Below are 12,690 nucleotides of genomic sequence, written 5' to 3'. Positions count from 1 at the left end.
AGCGTCAAAGTTTGAGCCCGGCACCCGCTGGTCGCAAGCGCTGCGTGACCTTTTTCATTTGGCGCACTGGGCGGCCCTTGCGTATCATGGCTCGGCTGCATGGACGCTTGCCGCAAGCCAACGGACCGCGCCTATCATTTCAAGTCGCGTTTGCCCCATTTTTTCTGGAGGGCCCATGAGCCTGCACGAACTGAACACTTTCCCGGGCGTCACTGCCCAGCCTGACACCGCCACCACGAACTTCGTGTTCAACCACACCATGCTGCGGGTCAAAGACATCACCAAGTCGCTGGATTTCTACACCCGCGTCCTGGGGTTTTCCCTGGTTGAAAAGCGCGACTTCCCGGAAGCCGAATTCAGCCTGTACTTCCTGGCCCTGGTGGACAAGGCTCAGATCCCGGCCGACGCCGCTGAACGCACCCAGTGGATGAAGTCGATCCCGGGCATCCTGGAACTGACCCACAACCACGGCACCGAAAACGATGCCGACTTCGCGTATCACAACGGCAACACCGACCCGCGTGGCTTTGGCCACATCTGCATTTCGGTGCCGGATATCGTCGCTGCGTGCGAACGCTTCGAAGCCCTGGGCTGTGACTTCCAGAAGCGCCTGACCGACGGCCGCATGAAAAGCCTGGCCTTCATCAAGGACCCGGATGCGTACTGGGTCGAGATTATTCAGCCAGCACCGATGTAAAAGCCTCGCGCCATAAAAAACCCCATGATCACTCATGGGGTTTTTCATTTCCGGGTCCGACTTTACGCAGGTGCGGACGTGCGGATCAGGTGATCGAACGCGCTCAGGGAAGCCTTGGCGCCCTCGCCTACCGCAATCACGATTTGCTTGTACGGTACGGTCGTTACGTCACCGGCGGCGAATACACCTGGCAGCGAGGTTTCACCACGCGCGTCGACAATGATCTCGCCACGCGGGGTCAGCTCCACCGTGCCTTTGAGCCAGTCAGTGTTGGGCAACAAGCCGATCTGGACAAAGATGCCTTCCAGGTCGATGGTCTTGAACTCGCCACTGTCGCGGTCCTTATACGCCAGGCCAGTGACTTTCTGGCCATCACCTTTGACCTCACTGGTCAGCGCACTGGTGATCACGTCGACGTTCGGCAGGCTGTAGAGCTTGCGCTGCAACACGGCGTCGGCGCGCAGCTTGCTGTCGAACTCGAGCAAGGTCACATGGCTGACGATACCCGCCAGGTCGATAGCCGCTTCAACGCCGGAGTTACCCCCGCCGATCACTGCCACGCGCTTGCCTTTGAACAGCGGACCATCGCAGTGCGGGCAGAAGCACACGCCCTTGGCTTTGTATTCCTGCTCGCCCGGCACACCCATTTCGCGCCAGCGGGCGCCCGTGGCCAGGATCACGGTCTTGGACTTGAGGGTCGCACCGCTTTCGAAGCGAATCTCGTGCAGGTCACCGGCGTTTTTCGCAGGGATCAAGCTGCTGGCACGCTGCAGGTTCATGATGTCCACGTCGTACTGACGCACGTGGGCTTCAAGCGCGCTGGCCAGCTTCGGCCCTTCGGTCTCCTGCACCGAGATAAAGTTCTCGATGGACATGGTGTCCAGCACTTGCCCGCCGAAGCGTTCAGCCGCCACACCAGTGCGGATGCCCTTACGTGCAGCGTAGATAGCGGCCGCCGAACCGGCTGGGCCACCGCCGACTACCAGGACATCAAAGGCGTCTTTGGCGCTGATTTTTTCTGCGGCTTTTTCGATACCGCTGGTGTCGAGCTTGGCGAGGATTTCTTCCAGGCCCATGCGGCCCTGACCGAAGTTCACGCCATTGAGGTACACGCTCGGTACCGCCATGATCTGGCGCTCATCGACTTCAGCCTGGAACAGCGCGCCGTCGATGGCGACGTGGCGGATGTTCGGGTTGAGCACGGCCATCAGGTTCAGTGCCTGGACCACGTCGGGGCAGTTCTGGCAGGACAGCGAGAAGTACGTCTCGAAGCTGAACTCGCCTTTGAGGGCGCGGATTTGTTCAATCACTTCGACACTGGCCTTCGAGGGGTGGCCGCCGACTTGCAGCAATGCCAACACCAAGGAGGTGAATTCATGGCCCATGGGGATGCCGGCGAAACGCAGGCTGATATCGGCACCCGGGCGGTTGATGGAGAACGACGGCTTGCGCGCATCATCGCCATCGGTTTTCAGAGTAATCAGCGTGGTGAGGCTGGTTACGTCTTGCAAAAGGGCAAGCATTTCCTGGGATTTCGCACCGTCGTCGAGGGAGGCGACGATCTCGATCGGCTGGGTGACCCGTTCCAGGTATGACTTCAACTGAGCTTTAAGATTGGCGTCCAACATACGGGCGATTTCCTATTAATTCGGTTTATTGCAGACAAAAAAACGCCCGAGCGAATCTCGCCCGGGCGTTTTGAGGCGGATGCAGCTTACTTAAGTGCGGAGTTCCGCCCTTGATACTTCACAGACTTAGATCTTGCCGACCAGGTCCAGGGACGGAGCCAACGTCGCTTCGCCTTCTTTCCACTTGGCTGGGCACACTTCGCCTGGGTGGGCAGCTACGTATTGAGCGGCCTTGATTTTGCGCAGCAGCTCGGAAGCGTCACGGCCAACACCACCGTCGTTCAGTTCAACGATCTTGATCTTGCCTTCTGGGTCGATCACGAAGGTACCGCGGTCTGCCAGGCCAGCTTCTTCGATCAGTACATCGAAGTTGCGAGAGATAGTCAGGGTTGGGTCGCCGATCATGGTGTACTGGATTTTGCCGATGGCTGGCGAAGTGTTGTGCCAGGCAGCGTGGGCAAAGTGGGTGTCGGTGGAAACGCTGTAGATTTCGACGCCCAGTTTCTGGAATTCGGCGTAGTTGTCAGCCAGGTCTTCCAGCTCGGTTGGGCAAACGAAGGTGAAGTCGGCTGGGTAGAAGAACACGACGGACCATTTGCCTTTCAGGTCAGCGTCCGACACGTCTACGAAGTTGCCGTTTTTGTAAGCAGTTGCTTTGAACGGTTTTACTTGGCTGTTGATGATAGGCATCGTTGACTCTCCGTCAGGGGTTAAGAAGTTGATGGGGTGAATCCTACCCACTCTCTTGATCGTTGGCTCATTGGCAAACCTGATGCTGACGATTGGTTTTGCCTATCAGGTGATCGTATTAATAGAAGAAATCTCAAATCAACGGTTGGGTGGCCAAGGTCATGCCAAGAAAGGGCGTCGCTTCAACATAGCGCATGGCAGATTTCATGTCGTTCCAACCGACATAACTCATCAGCGACTTCAAGTCCCAGCCACTGCGATGAGCCCAGGTGGCGAAACCTCGGCGCAGGGAATGGCTGGTGTACTGATCGGCCGGAATGCCCGCGCGCTCCAGCGCCTGGCGCAGCAGCGGGATCACACTGTTAGGGTGCAAGCCCTCCTCGCCCAGGTTGCCCCAGCGATCAATCCCGCGGAACACCGGGCCACGCACCAACGCCGAAGCACTGAGCCAGTCGCTGTAGGCCTGTACCGGGCACAGCCGCAGTAACGCCGGGGTCTGGTAGGTCTTGCCGAGGTTGTCGCGATCACTTTTGCTGCGTGGCAGGTACAGACTGATGCCAGCGCCAGGCACTGCTTGCACGTGTTCGATGTGCAGGCGGCACAACTCGTCGCTGCGAAACCCTCTCCAGAAGCCCAGCAAAATCAGCGCGGTGTCGCGCTTGGCGCGCAGCAAGCGAGGCACGTCCTGGTCGCTGCTCGCCTGTCGCGCTTCCGCCTCCAGCGATGCAACCACCTGTTCGAGGTGCTTGAGTTGCAGCGGCTCGGCCTGCTTCTCCTGCGCCGGGTGCACCGCGCGAATGCCCTTGAGCACCTTGCGCACCACCGGCGCCTTGGTCGGGTCGGGAAACCCCTGGCTGCTGTGCCATTGCGCCAACGCCGAGAGCCTCAGCTTCAAGGTGTTTACCGCCAGCACGCCGGCATGCGCCACCAGGTAGCGCGCGACGCTGTCGCTGGTCGCCGGCAGGAAACCGCCCCAACTCACCTCGAAGTGCTCAATGGCCGCCCGGTAACTACGGCGAGTGTTATCGCGTGTGGCGGCGTTGAGGTATCGATCCAGTTCGCTCATGAAAGGCCTATTCGTACTGCTGCAGGGTGAATCCGCGCTAAAAACCGCTATGACACGGGATAATACGCCAATATCCCATCTGTTAAATCATGAATTTAAACGTGTTTTTATTTATGTTACAGTATGTATATACATACTCTGTACCACAGTACGAAATCGACGGAGACTCCATGGCTCGCGGCGGCATAAACAAAGCAGTAGTTCAAACGGCACGCTTGGCGATCCTTGCCCGCGGCGAAAACCCCAGCATCGACGCGGTGCGCATCGAGATGGGCAATACCGGCTCGAAAACCACGATTCATCGCTATTTGAAGGAATTGGACGATAGCGAAAGCCGGCTGAGCATCACCGAAGCGCCAATCGATGATGAGCTCGGCGAACTGGTTGCACGGCTGGCTTTACGTTTGAAAGAGAAGGCTCAGGAACCTATCGACCTGGCCTTGGCGCAGTTCGAACAGCACAAAGCCGCCCTGCTCGCCCAGGTAGAGGCGCTGGAGGCAGCTCACGCCGAGCTCAAGCAACAATTTGATATCCAGGCCGCCGCCTTGGCAGAAGAAAGCGCCGCCCTGCAAACCGCCAGTACCAGCCTGCAGACCGAGCAAACCCGCAACGCCGGGCTCAGCCAGGCGTGCAGCGATTACGAGTTAAGGATTGCGGACAAGGACGAACAGATTCGATCACTGGAAGAAAAACACCTGCACGCCCGGGAGGCGCTGGAGCATTACCGCACTGCAATCAAGGAGCAGCGCGAGCAGGAACAGCGCCGCCACGAGGGCCAACTGCAACAAGTGCAGGCGGAACTGCGCCAGGCTCAGCAAAGCGCCATGGTGCGCCAGGACGAAATCACGCAGCTGCATCGCGACAACGAACGGTTATTGATTGAACACCGCGTGACCATGAAGGAACTGACCGCGCTGCAAGCGCAAACCCGCAAAGACCAGGCTCTGCAGCAAAAGCTTGGCGAACAGGTAAACCTGATTGAAAGCGAACGCACCCTGCTTCAGGAACGCCTGCGGGTGGCGGTAATGGAGAGTCAATCGCGCCAGGAAGCGCTGACCGAACACCAGCTTGCCAACAAAACCCTGGAACTGGACCTTATCAAGGCCCAGGCCAGTATCGAGGCACTGCGCCTGGCGGCCGCCGTTGCAACGGCGCCAGAGGCAACACCGCAAGCCTGATCAGTCAGCCACAGGCGTGCGCATGGTGACGAACTCTTCCGCCGCCGTAGGGTGCACGCCGATGGTTTCATCGAAATGCTGCTTGGTCGCGCCCGCCTTGAGCGCGATCGCCAGGCCTTGCACGATCTCGCCGGCATCCGCGCCGACCATGTGGCAACCCAACACCTTGTCGGTGTCAGCGTCGACCACCAGCTTCATCAAGGTTTTTTCCTGGCAATCGGTCAGCGTCAGCTTCATGGGCCGGAAACGGCTTTCGAAAATCTGCACCTTGTGGTCGTTCTTTTTCGCTTCTTCTTCAGTCAGGCCGACAGTGCCGATGTTTGGCAGGCTGAACACCGCTGTCGGGATCATCGCGTAATCCACCGGGCGGTACTGCTCGGGCTTGAACAGACGACGCGCCACCGCCATGCCTTCAGCCAGGGCCACCGGCGTCAACTGCACGCGACCAATCACATCGCCGATCGCCAGGATCGACGACTCAGCGGTCTGGTACAGGTCATCCACCTCAACGAAGCCGCGCTCGTCCAGCTTGACGCCAGTATTTTCCAGGCCCAGGTTGTCCAGCATCGGGCGGCGGCCAGTGGCGTAGAACACGCAATCGGCCTCGAGCACGCGGCCGTCTTTCAAGGTGGCCTTGAGGCTGCCATCGGCTTGCTTGTCGATACGCTCGATGTCGGCGTTGAACTGCAGGTCGAGGCCGCGCTTGGTCAGCTCTTCCTTCAGATGGGTGCGCACTGAACCGTCGAAACCGCGCAGGAACAGATCGCCGCGATACAGCAGCGTGGTCTGCGCGCCCAGGCCATGGAAAATGCCCGCGAACTCAACGGCAATGTAGCCACCGCCGACCACCAGCACACGTTTGGGGAGCGCCTTGAGGAAGAATGCCTCATTGGAACCAATAGCGTGTTCGCGCCCTGGAATCTCCGGAATCTGTGGCCAGCCACCTGTAGCGATCAGGATGTGCTTGGCGGTAAAGCGTTCGCCATTAATCTCTACCTGGTGCGGATCCACCAGACGCGCATGCCCTTCATGCAAGGTCACGCCACTGTTGACCAGCAGGTTGCGATAGATGCCATTGAGGCGGTTGATTTCGCGATCCTTGTTGGCGATCAGGGTCGCCCAATCAAAGTCAGCTTCACCCAACGACCAGCCGAAACCGCTCGCTTGTTCGAAGTCTTCGGCGAAATGCGCCCCGTACACCAACAGTTTTTTCGGTACGCAACCGACGTTAACGCACGTGCCGCCCAGGTAGCGGCTTTCCGCCACGGCCACCTTGGCGCCAAAGCCAGCGGCAAAACGCGCCGCGCGAACACCGCCAGAACCGGCGCCAATTACATACAGGTCAAAATCGTAGGCCATTTCACTCTCCTCGGCAGGTCATCAGCATACCGATTTAGATGGGGCTGAAAAACGAAAAAGCCACCCGAGGGTGGCTTTCTCTTAAAACACTCAGCAAGCGTGAATCAGTAAGCCTTGCCAGTCTTGTAGAAGTGCTCGTAGCAGAAGTTGGTCGCCTCGATGTAGCCTTCAGCGCCACCGCAGTCGAAACGCTGACCTTTGAACTTGTAGGCAATCACGCAACCGTCTTTGGCTTGCTTCAACAGGGCGTCGGTGATCTGGATCTCGCCACCCTTGCCTGGCTCGGTTTCTTCGATCAGCTTGAAAATGTCCGGGGTGAGGATGTAACGGCCGATGATCGCGAGGTTCGACGGCGCGTCTTCCGGCGCTGGCTTCTCGACCATGTCGCGTACGCGGATCAGGCCATCACCAATGTCGTCACCGGCGATCACGCCGTACTTGTTGGTTTCGGCCGGATTGACTTCCATCACCGCAACGATGGTGCAGCGGTATTTCTGGTACAGCTTGACCATTTGGGTCAGTACGCCGTCGCCTTCCAGGTTGACGCACAGGTCGTCCGCCAGTACCACGGCAAACGGTTCGTCACCGATCAGCGGGCGGCCGGTGAGGATCGCGTGGCCGAGGCCTTTCATCTGGGTTTGACGGGTGTAGGAGAACGAGCACTCGTCGAGCAATTTACGGATACCGACCAGGTATTTTTCCTTGTCGGTGCCCTTGATCTGGTTTTCCAGCTCGTAGCTGATGTCGAAGTGGTCTTCGAGTGCGCGCTTACCACGGCCGGTGACGATGGAGATTTCGTTCAGACCGGCATCCAATGCCTCTTCGACGCCGTACTGAATCAGTGGCTTGTTCACCACCGGCAGCATCTCTTTGGGCATGGCTTTGGTCGCTGGCAAGAAGCGAGTGCCGTAACCGGCTGCTGGGAACAAGCATTTCTTGATCATATGAGTCCTTACAAAGGGCTGTGCGTACGGAATTCGGCGCAGTCTAATGAGGCCGCAGTCACCTTACAATGGGTCCTGCTGGCGTTGCGATGTCATCATAGAGAAAAAATGTCGGCGTAAGTTCCGCTGATCCTGCCAAGAGCTTGCCCAGCGGTTCGGCAAAACATGCCATCCCCCAATGATTAAAAGGGGTATAACTGTTTTAGCACGCTTTGCCGCGCGTCACACTGACCTGCAACAACTTGCGCTTTCCCCCGGCATTTGGCGCTATCATGACGCGCTTGAACCAGACCACGAGATTGTTAATAGATGTCAGAACCAAAAGGCGTAAACGGCTACCTGATCACACAGCGAGCAGACGGCTGGCACTTGATCAACTTTCACGGTGACAGCGTTGCCGGGGTATTTCCGACTGAAAGCCAGGCTATCGCGGTAGCCGAAGTGTTTGTGGACGAAGCCGGCCACGCATCGAGCAAAAGACCCAAAGGCAAGTAAGCCACGGCGACTTGCGCAAAAAGCCCCGATTGACGGGGCTTTTTTGTGTTTGTCTGTACCTAGGTGGCAGTTCGCTATAATCTGCTGCGAACGCCCCACGACAGTGTCAGCGCTCCCTCCAACACCCTCGACGACGACTCAACTCATGAACAAGATTCTGGCACTGACTGCAACCCTGGCGCTGATGAGCGGCTGCACCACCACCTCCGACACCTTCCTGAAAAATGGCGAGCAAGGCCTGACCATCGACTGCTCGGGCGAAGCCAACTCGTGGGCCAGCTGCTACGAGAAAGCCGACGCCTCCTGCGCAGGCACCGGCTACCGTATCGTCGGTACCGAAGGCACGCCCTCGCTCAAGGAAGACGACAAGACCCTGGGCAAAGACGTAGGCAACTTCAAGAGCCGAAGCGTAGTGGTCGTGTGCAAATAGCCAGACGGCTACAGGTGTATTTCGGCGAACTTGATGCCCAGCCCGCGCAGAAGCTCGATAAGGTCATCCAGACGCGCGAATGACTCGACTTCATCCTGCTCGTCCACCAGAAAAAAACTGCGTCCGCCGCTTTTTTTGAAAAACACGATCCACTCGCCAAGATCGGCAGGATTCTGAATGACATGGGTGGCCGAAATTTGACCCTCGGCCTGGTGGGCTTTGACGTGTTCACGCTTCATGACGGTTCCCAGAAAAAGACAAATGCCACGCAATCGTTAGGGTTGCGCGGCATTTTTTGCATTGAATACCCGACAGTTTAACGGATGCCTTGCCCGATCAACACGCTCATCACGGCTCCATTTTTATAGTTATAAGCTAGATCACAAGCGCATAAGCTTATAAATGGTAGGGAAATGGACCTCTCGCGACAACACCCAAACGCACGGCAAAAAAAAGCCTGACGCTGCACTGCAGCGTTAGGCTTTTTTATCGGATTCAAGCGCCAATGAGCCTGGGGCTCAGCCGGAGATGCAATCCTCTGCGGCTTTCTTCACATCACCAGGTCGAATGGGCACGTTCGACATGCTTTCATAAAGTTTGATGCTGCTGCCGCTGGAGCGTTCTTCAATCTCGAAGATCGCCGACGGATCAGCCGAGAATTTTTGCGGCACAATCACCTGTACACCGTCCTTGTGAGGTTCGATCTGCGGCGGTCTGCGGGTGGCGGCGAGCTTGCGCACGACACACGCGGCATATTCCGGCGGTTTTTTACCTGAAATAACCACCAATGTTGGCGGGGTCTGCTTGATATCTGCAACCGAAGCACACCCACCTAAGGCCAGGGCCAGAACCAACACACTCCACTTCATACTTAAACCTCCGATAAAGATCCTACGACAGCGTAGAGAGTAGATTTCTCCCGCCAATGTAGGATTTATCTCTAAAAACTCGGGAAATAACTGTTTTAAATTGTCGAAGTCGTCGACGACGACCCGATAATAAACGCGCTGGGGCTGATAAACTCTATCTTAACCTACGTATCATTCTGATTTTTCAGAAAAAGCCCTTCTGGAGACACCCATGAAATTCATCCACCAGCGCGAGCACCTCAACGAGGGCGACATCGTTGTCATCGAATGCTCACAAACGTGCAACATTCGCCTGATGAGCGACGCCAATTTTCGCAGCTTCAAGAACGGTGGCCGTCACACCTATCACGGCGGCGCGTTCGGCAAATTCCCGGCAAAAATCACCGCACCCAGCACCGGTTTCTGGAATATCACCCTGGATGTAGTGACACGCCGCGCCATCAGCGTCACGCGTAAGCCAGCGTTGTCTCACAAGATTCGCATCGTTCGTCGCACCAGTACCAAACTGAGCTGACCCGAACACTCGACAGGAAAACACTGTGACTACCACAACCAAATACGTCATCAAGTACAAACTCAACGGCGAACGTCGCTTTGAGTTCGCGCAATTGCACACCAACAGTGTCGAAGAAGCCCAGCAGGCGCTGGCGAAAATCCACGATGCCAGTGACGAAATCACCGACATCACCGTGAGCAAGGCGCTGTAAGCGATGTCCGGCCCTACGGCGGATTTGTTCGCCGACGATGCGCTGCAACAACCGGCCGGGCGCGAGCAGATCGGCGAAGAGTCTTACGTGCTGAGGGGCTATGCCCTGCCCTGGATTGATCGCTTGCTACCTGAACTGCGGCGCGTATTGGCTCAATCACCGTTCCGGCAGATGGTCACACCCGGCGGATTTACCATGTCGGCGGCCCTGAGCAGTTGCGGCGCACTGGGCTGGACCACCGACAGCTCCGGCTATCGATACAGCCCGGTTGATCCGCGCAGCCGGCAACCCTGGCCGGCGATGCCGGACGCTTTGCGCGAGCTTGCCAAGCTGGCGGCCACAGAAGCCGGCTTCAATGACTTTTCCCCGGATGCCTGCCTGATCAACCGTTATGTGCCCGGGGCCAAAATGTCGCTGCACCAGGATAAAAACGAACGTTGCTATAGCGCCCCGGTGGTTTCCGTGTCCCTCGGGCTGCCCGCCATTTTCCTGTTCGGCGGGCATGAGCGTGGTAACCGCACGCAGAAAATCTCGTTGTTTCACGGCGATGTCGTGGTCTGGGGTGGCGTCGATCGTTTACGTTTTCATGGGGTGATGCCGATCAAGGAAGGCGTGCATCCGGTGATGGGCCCACAACGTATCAACCTGACGTTTCGCACGGCCGGTTGATTTGACCGCAAGCTTCGGAGTGTCGAGCGCAACCTGCGCGGTTAATCTGCCCGTGACCCGTCAAAAGTGCAGGCCATGAACAACCAACAAGACCCTCGCTGGGCCGCCATCGTCTCCCGCGATGCCAAGGCTGACGCGCTGTTTGTCTACGGCGTAAAAACCACCGGCGTTTATTGCCGCCCCAGCAGCGCCTCGCGCTTGCCACGGCCGGAGAACGTCGAATTTTTTGACACCCCTGCGCAGGCCGAAGCGGCGGGTTATAGGCCGAGTAAACGCGCCGCGGGCGACCAGACCCAATTGGCCGCGCACCACGCGCAGATAGTCGCCGACGCGTGCCGGCATATAGAACAGGCCGAAACGCCGCCCAGCCTTGACGCACTTGCGCGCCTGGCCGGCTTGAGTTCGTTCCATTTTCATCGCGTTTTCAAAGCCATCACCGGCCTGACGCCCAAGGGCTACGCCAGCGCCCTTCGCTCGCGCAAAGTGCGTGTTGGCCTCAAGGGCGAGCATTCCGTGACGGACGCGGTGTACGACGCAGGCTTTAACTCAAACAGCCGCTTTTATGAGTCCGCCGATCAGTTACTCGGCATGAAACCCAGCGATTACAAGGCCGGTGGCACTAACAGCGAGATCCATTTCGCCGTGGGCCAGTGCTCGCTGGGGGCCATTCTGGTGGCGCAGAGCCAACGGGGCGTGTGTGCGATTTTGCTGGGGGACGATCCGGACACGCTGGTGCGCGACCTGCAGGATCAATTTCCCAAGGCCGAGTTGGTGGGTGCGGATCGGCATTTCGAACAATTGATCGCCCAGGTCGTGGGGTTTGTCGAAGCACCGGCGCTGGGCCTGGATTTGCCCCTGGACTTGCGCGGGACCGCCTTTCAGGAGCGCGTGTGGCGGGCACTGCGCGACATTCCGGTGGGCAGCACGGCCAGCTACGCGCAGATCGCCCAGCGCATCGGCGCGCCCACATCCTTTCGTGCGGTGGCCCAGGCCTGTGGCGCCAATCACCTGGCTGTGGCGATCCCCTGCCATCGCGTCGTACGCAGCAATGGCGAGCTCTCCGGGTACCGTTGGGGCGTTGAGCGCAAGCGGCAGCTGCTGGAACGGGAAAGTCAGTAAAGACTCAGCGCCGCACCGATTTTGTGCGCTGCAGGCTGGGCCTCATCCACATTACGTGTGCGCACGTTGAGCCCGGCCACCCGAAATTTCTTGCACTGCCCTCTTCTTTTAAAGCGTCAGTGTGCGCTTACAGGGCCTTGCGTTTACGGAACTGCGCAACCTTATGCCGGTTGCCACACAGCGCCATGCTGCACCAACGGCGCTTGTGCGCTTTGGTCCGGTCATAAAACCACAGAACACATTCCGGATGCTCGCAGCGGCGAATCAAGCTGAAATCACCGGCCACCAATAACTGAGCCGCTGCTTCGGCAATCGGCGACAAAAACTGCTCCGCCGTCTGTTGCTTGCGCTGGCGCTCCAGTTGAGGCTGCCCGGACACAGGCCAGACCAACTGCGGATAGCTGACCGCCTTGCGTAAAAAACTGTTGAGCGCCGCCGGATTGCCCGTCTCACCGCTCTTGCGCGCGGCCACCAGTTCACGGATCACCTCGCGCAGTTGGCGTGCAGCCCCCAGCAAAGCACCTTCTTCGAACGTGGGAATGCTCGCTTGCGCTACCCACTCCAGGCGCACCAGCCAATGCGCAACGTCGGCGTCGGTGTGCCAGAAATCCACTGGCTGGCCGTCGACAGTCGCCAGGGTATTGAGCATGTCCAGCACCGGCTCGTCGGCCAGTACATAGGGTTGTGATGGTGGGGCATGGGGCGTAAGGGTGGCCATGGTTTGTCCTCTTGAGCACCGCGCAATCGTAACCGCTATTTTTGTCTTTGGATAGTTACAGACTCAACAATTGATAACCTCAATAACTGGTTTGACAGGTTACAGATTTGGGCGCAGCCTC

At 58.2% G+C, this 12,690-nt stretch carries 16 protein-coding genes; 8 read left to right on the top strand and 8 right to left on the bottom strand.

Annotated features, from left to right (window positions below):
- Positions 1–175: 175 nt before the first annotated feature.
- On the top strand, positions 176–697 hold the full coding sequence (gene gloA, locus ACM530_RS25280) for a lactoylglutathione lyase (RefSeq protein ID WP_106579161.1): 522 nt from the start codon (positions 176–178) through the stop codon (positions 695–697).
- Positions 698–759: 62 nt separating this feature from the next.
- Here the strand turns inward: gloA and ahpF are convergent, their stop codons facing one another.
- The 3 genes from ahpF to ACM530_RS25265 all read right to left on the bottom strand — a co-directional run bounded on the left by ahpF (position 760) and on the right by ACM530_RS25265 (position 4,081).
- Positions 760–2,325 carry an alkyl hydroperoxide reductase subunit F gene (gene ahpF / locus ACM530_RS25275; protein ID WP_145160876.1) on the bottom strand — a complete coding sequence of 522 codons (1,566 nt, stop codon included), beginning with the start codon at positions 2,323–2,325 and terminating at the stop codon, positions 760–762.
- 126 nt (positions 2,326–2,451) lie between these two features.
- Complete coding sequence (ahpC, locus tag ACM530_RS25270; RefSeq protein ID WP_053255965.1) at positions 2,452–3,015, bottom strand: alkyl hydroperoxide reductase subunit C; 564 nt, start codon at positions 3,013–3,015, stop codon at positions 2,452–2,454.
- Between the two features lie 133 nt (positions 3,016–3,148).
- Entirely contained in the window at positions 3,149–4,081 is a 933-nt protein-coding gene (locus ACM530_RS25265) for a site-specific integrase (RefSeq protein WP_145160878.1), read from the bottom strand.
- A 170-nt stretch (positions 4,082–4,251) separates the two neighbouring features.
- Between ACM530_RS25265 and ACM530_RS25260 the strand changes: the two genes are divergently transcribed.
- On the top strand, positions 4,252–5,259 hold the full coding sequence (locus tag ACM530_RS25260; RefSeq protein WP_416363441.1) for a DNA-binding protein: 1,008 nt from the start codon (positions 4,252–4,254) through the stop codon (positions 5,257–5,259).
- Here ACM530_RS25260 and gorA read toward each other — a convergent pair whose 3' ends face one another.
- On the bottom strand, positions 5,260–6,618 hold the full coding sequence (gene gorA, locus ACM530_RS25255) for a glutathione-disulfide reductase (protein WP_416363440.1): 1,359 nt from the start codon (positions 6,616–6,618) through the stop codon (positions 5,260–5,262). It abuts the gene before it with no gap.
- A gap of 104 nt (positions 6,619–6,722) precedes the next feature.
- Positions 6,723–7,562, bottom strand: a complete 840-nt coding sequence (gene galU / locus ACM530_RS25250) for a UTP--glucose-1-phosphate uridylyltransferase GalU (RefSeq protein WP_003230743.1) — start codon at positions 7,560–7,562, stop codon at positions 6,723–6,725.
- A gap of 309 nt (positions 7,563–7,871) precedes the next feature.
- On the opposite strand from galU, the gene ACM530_RS25245 reads away from it, so the two are divergent.
- Both ACM530_RS25245 and ACM530_RS25240 read left to right on the top strand, forming a co-directional pair.
- The gene (locus ACM530_RS25245) at positions 7,872–8,057 is read left to right on the top strand and encodes a hypothetical protein (protein WP_028616218.1); all 186 of its coding nucleotides are present in this window, start codon (positions 7,872–7,874) and stop codon (positions 8,055–8,057) included.
- 145 nt (positions 8,058–8,202) lie between these two features.
- The gene (locus tag ACM530_RS25240; protein WP_262209659.1) at positions 8,203–8,487 is read left to right on the top strand and encodes a hypothetical protein; all 285 of its coding nucleotides are present in this window, start codon (positions 8,203–8,205) and stop codon (positions 8,485–8,487) included.
- 8 nt (positions 8,488–8,495) lie between these two features.
- Here the strand turns inward: ACM530_RS25240 and ACM530_RS25235 are convergent, their stop codons facing one another.
- A complete protein-coding gene (locus ACM530_RS25235; protein ID WP_145160887.1) occupies positions 8,496–8,726 on the bottom strand; it encodes a hypothetical protein in 231 nt (76 codons plus the stop codon).
- A 279-nt stretch (positions 8,727–9,005) separates the two neighbouring features.
- Positions 9,006–9,356: a hypothetical protein gene (locus ACM530_RS25230; RefSeq protein WP_106579154.1), complete on the bottom strand. Its 351-nt coding sequence runs from the start codon at positions 9,354–9,356 to the stop codon at positions 9,006–9,008.
- Between the two features lie 211 nt (positions 9,357–9,567).
- Here ACM530_RS25230 and ACM530_RS25225 point away from each other — a divergent pair, with 211 nt between their 5' ends.
- The 4 genes from ACM530_RS25225 to ada all read left to right on the top strand — a co-directional run bounded on the left by ACM530_RS25225 (position 9,568) and on the right by ada (position 11,851).
- Entirely contained in the window at positions 9,568–9,870 is a 303-nt protein-coding gene (locus tag ACM530_RS25225) for a DUF1883 domain-containing protein (RefSeq protein WP_416363439.1), read from the top strand.
- 25 nt (positions 9,871–9,895) lie between these two features.
- Positions 9,896–10,063, top strand: a complete 168-nt coding sequence (locus tag ACM530_RS25220; protein WP_164487941.1) for a hypothetical protein — start codon at positions 9,896–9,898, stop codon at positions 10,061–10,063.
- A 3-nt stretch (positions 10,064–10,066) separates the two neighbouring features.
- Positions 10,067–10,732, top strand: a complete 666-nt coding sequence (alkB, locus tag ACM530_RS25215) for a DNA oxidative demethylase AlkB (protein WP_369302908.1) — start codon at positions 10,067–10,069, stop codon at positions 10,730–10,732.
- A gap of 75 nt (positions 10,733–10,807) precedes the next feature.
- Positions 10,808–11,851: a bifunctional DNA-binding transcriptional regulator/O6-methylguanine-DNA methyltransferase Ada gene (gene ada, locus ACM530_RS25210; protein WP_416363438.1), complete on the top strand. Its 1,044-nt coding sequence runs from the start codon at positions 10,808–10,810 to the stop codon at positions 11,849–11,851.
- 127 nt (positions 11,852–11,978) lie between these two features.
- Here ada and ACM530_RS25205 read toward each other — a convergent pair whose 3' ends face one another.
- Positions 11,979–12,569: a CGNR zinc finger domain-containing protein gene (locus ACM530_RS25205; RefSeq protein ID WP_404482929.1), complete on the bottom strand. Its 591-nt coding sequence runs from the start codon at positions 12,567–12,569 to the stop codon at positions 11,979–11,981.
- Between the last annotated feature and the right edge of the window lie 121 nt (positions 12,570–12,690).

The sequence above is a fragment of the Pseudomonas sp. NFX183 genome (assembly GCF_047943075.1).
In the GTDB taxonomy this organism is placed as follows: domain Bacteria; phylum Pseudomonadota; class Gammaproteobacteria; order Pseudomonadales; family Pseudomonadaceae; genus Aquipseudomonas.
Note: the sequence above shows the minus strand (reverse complement) of the source record. Positions and strands in the feature narration are given on the sequence as shown.